At 59.4% G+C, this 5958-nt stretch carries 6 protein-coding genes and 2 pseudogenes; 6 read left to right on the forward strand and 2 right to left on the reverse strand.

Translation table 11 applies throughout. The features are described 5' to 3' along the window. On the reverse strand, window positions 1-728 hold a 728-nt coding region (locus ACIQ47_RS14100; protein WP_396438710.1), incomplete at its 3' end, for a quinone oxidoreductase family protein. Window positions 729-861: 133 nt separating this feature from the next. On the opposite strand from ACIQ47_RS14100, the gene ACIQ47_RS14105 reads away from it, so the two are divergent. The 5 genes and pseudogenes from ACIQ47_RS14105 to ACIQ47_RS14125 all read left to right on the forward strand — a co-directional run. Further along, window positions 862-1761, forward strand: coding sequence for a DMT family transporter (locus ACIQ47_RS14105; protein WP_396438711.1), 900 nt, complete (start codon window positions 862-864; stop codon window positions 1759-1761). An 18-nt stretch (window positions 1762-1779) separates the two neighbouring features. Continuing rightward, window positions 1780-1992 (forward strand): annotated as a pseudogene (locus ACIQ47_RS14110) (type II toxin-antitoxin system RelE/ParE family toxin); the annotation flags it as partial. Then, entirely contained in the window at window positions 1976-2299 is a 324-nt protein-coding gene (locus ACIQ47_RS14115) for a helix-turn-helix domain-containing protein (RefSeq protein WP_396438712.1), read from the forward strand. The pseudogene ACIQ47_RS14110 and the gene ACIQ47_RS14115, both read left to right, overlap by 17 nt. A gap of 260 nt (window positions 2300-2559) precedes the next feature. Further along, entirely contained in the window at window positions 2560-3885 is a 1326-nt protein-coding gene (locus ACIQ47_RS14120; protein ID WP_396438713.1) for an NAD(P)/FAD-dependent oxidoreductase, read from the forward strand. Window positions 3886-3975: 90 nt separating this feature from the next. Then, window positions 3976-4319, forward strand: a pseudogene (locus tag ACIQ47_RS14125) (EamA family transporter); the annotation flags it as partial. Here ACIQ47_RS14125 and ACIQ47_RS14130 read toward each other — a convergent pair. After that, the gene (locus tag ACIQ47_RS14130; RefSeq protein WP_396429103.1) at window positions 4308-5210 is read right to left on the reverse strand and encodes a LysR substrate-binding domain-containing protein; all 903 of its coding nucleotides are present in this window, start codon (window positions 5208-5210) and stop codon (window positions 4308-4310) included. The pseudogene ACIQ47_RS14125 and the gene ACIQ47_RS14130 overlap by 12 nt on opposite strands. Window positions 5211-5326: 116 nt before the next feature. Here ACIQ47_RS14130 and ACIQ47_RS14135 point away from each other — a divergent pair. Further along, on the forward strand, window positions 5327-5958 hold a 632-nt coding region (locus ACIQ47_RS14135; RefSeq protein WP_396438714.1), incomplete at its 3' end, for a class II aldolase/adducin family protein.

The raw sequence follows: 5958 nt of genomic DNA on the forward strand, positions 1-5958 counted from the left end.
GCATTGCCAAAACTGGCCATCAAACCAAATGGTGCCAAGCAGTCGAGCGACTTGTCCCAGGTGTCTTTGCCCACCGAGTCGTACACCACTTTGACGCCTTTGCCACCGGTGATCTCTTTGACCTTGGCCTGGAAATCTTCGGTGGAGTAGTTGATGCAAAACTCGGCACCGTTGGCCAGCGCCAAAGCGCACTTGGCATCGCTGCCGGCAGTGCCAATCAAGCGCAGGCCCAGGGCCTTGGCCCACTGGCAAGCAATCAGGCCCACGCCACCCGCCGCAGCGTGGAACAGCACAAAGTCACCGGCCTTCAGGCCCCCCTGGGGCTGCGTGCGCTTGAGCAGGTACTGCGCCGTCAAACCCTTGAGCATCATGGCCGCGCCAGTTTCGAAAGAGATCGCATCGGGCAGCTTGCACACGCACTTGGCGGGCATCACGCGCACTTCGCAGTAGCTGCCGGGCGGTTGGCTGGCGTACGCTGCGCGGTCACCCACCTTCAGGTGCGTCACGCCCTCGCCCACGGCTTCGACCACGCCCGAGGCTTCCATGCCCAACTTGAGCGGCATGGGCAGCGCATACAGGCCGCTGCGCTGGTACACGTCAATGAAATTCAGGCCGATGGCCTTGTGGCGGATGCGGATCTCGCCGGGGCCAGGTTCGCCGACCGTCACGTCAACGAGCTTCATGACTTCGGGACCACCGTTCTGGTCAATCTGGACTGCAAGGCTCATGGGAAATCTCCTGTGGGTGTCGTAATTAACAACCTGCCACTTTGCCACGATTCGTGTCTCCCAGCCGGGAACAGGGACGGTGGCGGGACAGTTCGGCGACAGCGGGAAAACCCGAATGCCGCTACATTGCCGCATGACCCAAAAACTTTCGCCCGTGACTGCCTTGCTGCTGACGGTCCCCCCTTTGCTGTGGGCGGGCAATGCCGTGGTGGGCCGTCTGGTCAGCGATTGGGTGCCGCCCATCACGCTCAACTTTTTACGTTGGGCTGTGGCCCTGTTCATCTTGCTGCCCTTGGCGTCGTGGGTTCTGCGGCGCAGCAGCGGAATGTGGCAGCACTGGCGGCGTTTTGCCCTGCTCAGTTTGCTGGGCGTGGGTTGTTACAACGCGCTGCAATACCTGGCGCTGCAAACCTCCACCCCGCTGAATGTGACCTTGGTGGCCGCCAGTGGGCCGGTGTGGATGCTGGGCATTGGGGCGCTGTTTTTTCAGGTGCCGGTGCGGCGGGCCCAAGTCTATGGGGCCATGCTGTCCATATTGGGCGTGCTGGTGGTGTTGTCGCGGGGCGACTGGGCGCAGCTCATGGCGGTGCGTTTGGTGGTGGGCGATTTGTTCATCTTGCTGGCCACGGCCTGCTGGTCCTGGTACAGCTGGCTGCTCACCCGCAAGGACGAACCCGAAGCCATCCGCAACGACTGGGCGGCCTTTTTGCTCGCACAGGTGGTGTTCGGTCTGGCTTGGTCGGGCTTGTTTGCGGGCCTGGAATGGGGTTTGACCGATGCGCACATCACCTGGGGCTGGCCCCTGATCGCTGCGCTGGCCTTTGTGGCCGTGGGCCCGGCCGTGCTGGCCTACCGCTGCTGGGGATTGGGCATCCAGAAGGCAGGGCCTGCAGTGGCCGGCTTTTTTGCCAACCTCACGCCGCTGTTTGCGGCCATCTTGTCAGCGGCGTTTTTGGGCGAACTGCCGCACCTGTACCACATGACCGCGTTTGCGCTGATTGTGGGTGGGATCGTGGTGTCTGCCAGGCCATAAGGCACAAGAGGTGCGCGCAGCGGCGACGGAACACTGGTCGCGACCAACAAGGGGAACCGATGGTTTTTTGTGTACGGATTCGAAAAAAATGACCGTGCCAATCTATCGGATGATGAATTGGAAGCATTGAAAGACTTGGCCGAGCAGTTATTGGCGAGGACTGGCAAACAACTGGCTGAGGCCTTGAATGATGGAACTTTAAGTGAGGGATGCCATGACCACCAAATCTAAGGCCGAGAGCCAAATTTTTGAAGCAGTCCACGAAACAGTCCGTGATCTTCATCGCCTTGGCTTCATTGATAAACGCAAAATGCGCAAATTTGACGTGCTTTGTCTGGATCCCATCCCCGCATACGACAGTGAAAAAATTCGAGCTCTGAGGGATCATCTTCAGTTGAGCCAAGCTGTTTTGACTTCGGTGTTGAACACCAGTATTTCGACCGTGCGAAAGTGGGAGATTGGCGACAAACACCCAAGCGGCCCCTCGCTGAAGTTGCTTAACCTGCTTGATCGCAAAGGCTTGGAAGCACTGATTTGATGGGTTGGGATGAAATAAACGAGAGGGGAATTTGGGGCTGAAGGCCCCAACGCGGTCACTGCGCTGACGCTTTCAAATTGAGAAGCCGTGACAACCGATCAGAAATTGCCCCATTCATAGAAATTTTGGATATCCCAGGCGGTGTCTTTGTTTTTTCCTTCAAAATAACAGGAGTGACGCTTTATTGAATGTTTCTCAGCAGTGGCTTTGCGGCGTTTGAATGGGCGAGCTGAACTGATGACAAAAACGCGGGCTGAAACATGAGCAAACAACACAAAATCGTCATCGTGGGTGGCGGCGCTGGGGGACTGGAACTCGCAACCCGACTGGGACATGCCTATGGCAAAAACCAGCGTGCGCTGGTCACCTTGGTCGACAAAAACCGCACACACATTTGGAAGCCCAAGCTGCATGAAATCGCCTCGGGCAGCATGGACCTGGGCGACCACGAAGTCGATTACATGGCCCAAGCCCATTGGCATCACTTCACTTTTCGCATTGGTGAGCTCGCGGGACTTGACCGGTCTCATAAAACCATTGAGCTTGCGCCTTATTTGGACGAGGATGGCGTCGCCGTCACACCCACACAGCGCATCAGCTACGACACGCTGGTGATTTGCATCGGCAGCTTGAGCAACGACTTTGGCACCCGGGGCGTCAAAGCGTACGCGCTGAAGTTGGAAACACAACACGACGCCAAGTCATTCCATTCCAAGATGGTGAATGCGTGTATCCGCGCACACAACCAATTGGAGGTCATCCACAAACGTCAATTGCATGTGGCCATCATCGGCGCGGGTGCCACGGGCGTCGAGTTGGCCGCAGAGCTGCACCGCACCACGCGCGAGGTGGTGGCGTTTGGCTTGGACCGCATCGACGTGGACAAGGACATCAAAGTCAGCTTGATCGAGGCGGCTGACCGTATATTGCCTGCTTTACAGCCACGCATGTCCCAAGCCACAGAGAAACTCCTCTCCCATCTGGGTGTCCAAGTCCTCACCAACTCCAAGGTGATGGAGGTCACACCCACCGGCATTCGCTTGGCCGATGGACGCGAGATCGAATCTGAGCTGGTGGTGTGGGCAGCAGGCGTGAAAGCACCTGATTTCTTGAAAGACTTCAGCGGTCTTGAAACCAACCGCATCAACCAGTTGGTCGTTTTCGATACGCTGCAAACCACGCGCGACCCCGATGTTTTTGCGTTGGGTGACTGCGCTGCTTGCCCCTGTTCAGATGCCGATGGCGGCCAGGCTGGCTTTGTGCCCCCGCGTGCGCAAGCAGCGCATCAGCAGGCCACGCACATGTTTCAGCAAATCAAACGCCGCATGGCCCGTCAGCCTCTGAAAGCCTACCGCTACAGAGACTTTGGCTCATTGGTGTCGCTGGGCAAGTTCACAACGATAGGCAACATGATGGGCGGCTTGACAGGCAAGAGTCTGATGATCGAAGGCTACTTTGCCAAGCTCATGTACCTGTCTTTGTACAAATTGCATGAGCTGGCCATTCACGGCCTCATCAAAACCACACTCTTTACCCTGTCGCGTTTGATCACCAAACAAACCAACCCGACAGTGAAGCTGCATTGAGCCCCCCTGCCCAGCGTCAATACGTGCCCGGATAAGACCCGCCATCGACCAACACGTTTTGGCCGGTCATGTCAGCCGCATGTTGGCTGCAACGACTGGGCTGCTTTCTTGCTCGCGCAAGTGGTGTTCGGTCTGGCCTGGTCGGGGCTGTTTGCGGGCATGGAATGGGGCCTGACGGACGCACAGATCACTTGAGGCTGGCCGCTGGCATGTGCCCTGGCTTTGTGGCCGTGGGCCCGGCCGTGCTGGCCTACCGCTGTTGTGGCCTGGGCGTTCAGCAGGCAGGCCTGGCAGTCGCGGGCTTTTTTGCCAACCTCACACCACCCTTTGCGGCCAGCTTTTCAGCCGCCTTTTTGGGCGAGTTGCCGCAGCTGTTTCACGCACTGGCCTTTGCGCTGATGATTGGCGGGATTTGGGTGTCCTCAAGGCGCTGAATAGCCCAAGCCCGCTTGCGCCTGCACCCACTGCACAAAGGCCAATGTGGCACCGCGTGCGCGGTCGGTGTGGCGCACGCTCATGAAATGCACCGGGCGCACCAAGGCGGGCCAACAGTCTGCGCCCAAGACTACCAACTCGCCACGCTCGATCTCGCGGGCGGCCAGTCGCGTGCTCTCCAGCGCCACCCCCATGCCGTCGACAGCCGCCGCAATCGCCATGGCCGCACGGTCAAAAGACGGCCGGGGACGCACTGGCATCGACATGTCGTGAAAAGCAAACCACTGCGGCCAGCCCACGGGGCTCAGCTGCGAATCGATCAAAGGCCAACGGGCCAACAGTTGCTCAGGCGGCTCGTCGATTTGCAGCAGGTTCGGGGCCACCAGAGGCGCGATGTGCTCATCGCCCAAGGCGCAAACATCGAGCCCGGCGCTGTGGCGTGGTGGGCCATAGGAGATCGTGACATCGATTTCGCGCTGCGCCCCCAAATCCAGCGGCTCGGCCCCCGTGGTCAAACGGATGTTGACCGTCGGGTGCAGCGCCAGGAAGCCCGGCAATCGCGGGCCCAACCACTTGAGCGCCAGACTGGGCGCACAGTGCACCGCCAGCACCTGGTCCTGCGTGGGCAACTGCACCTCAGCGCAACTGGCTTCAAGGGCGCCAAACAAACGGTCTAAGCTTTCAAACAGGCGCTGCCCCTCCCGCGTGGTCTGCACCTGACGATGGCGGCGCTCAAACAGCGCCCGCCCAAAGTACTTTTCCAAGTCGCGAATCTGGTGGCTGATGGCCGAAGCGGTCAGGTGCAGCTCTTGCGCGGCCAAGGCAAAGCTCTGCAGGCGCGCAGCCGCCTCGAAGGTGCGCAAGCGGGCTAAAGGTGGAAGATTTCTCATGCGAATGATTTTCAGATGAATTGAGCTCATGTTTCCATGAGCATTCACCGTTTGTCAAGGCACACCAATCGGGCGAATATCTGGTTTTCTACCCATTTAGCGTTTCAGGACTGCCCGTGACCACCAACCAATTTTTGCCCTCAGAGCACCGCTTTGATCCGCTGACCGACCCCAAGGTGTCGATTTACCAACCCGATCAAGCCGGTTTGCTGTTCCCGGGCATCCCCAGTTTTGACAACCATGCCCAGCACCTCCAGTACCTCAAAGAGCGCCTGGCCGGGGCTTGCCGGGCCTTTGCCCGCGCCGGGCTGGACTACGGCTTTGCCGGGCACCTGACCATCCGCGACCCCGAGCGCCCTCACCTGTACTGGACCAACCCCATGGCGGTGCACTTTGCGCAGGTCAAAGTGTCCAACCTGATCTTGGTGGACCACCAGGGCCAGGTGATTGAGGGCGACTATGCGGTCAACCGCGCCGGGTTTGTGCTGCACGCCGCCGTGCACGAGGCGCACCCCGACATCCTGGCCATGTGCCACGCCCACACGGTGTACGGCACAGCCTTCGCGTCACTGGGCCAGCCTTTGCTGCCCATCTCGCAAGACGCGGCCGCCTTCTTTGAAGACCATGTGGTCATTGGCGACGAAGCCGGACAAGTGGCGGTCGAAGTCCAGGCGGGCCTGAAAGTGGCCGATTGGTTCAAGGGCGTCAAAGCCGCCATCCACCAAAACCATGGCCTGTTCACCGCCAG

Source organism: Limnohabitans sp. (assembly GCF_044373035.1).
Taxonomy (GTDB): Bacteria; Pseudomonadota; Gammaproteobacteria; order Burkholderiales; family Burkholderiaceae_C; genus Limnohabitans_A.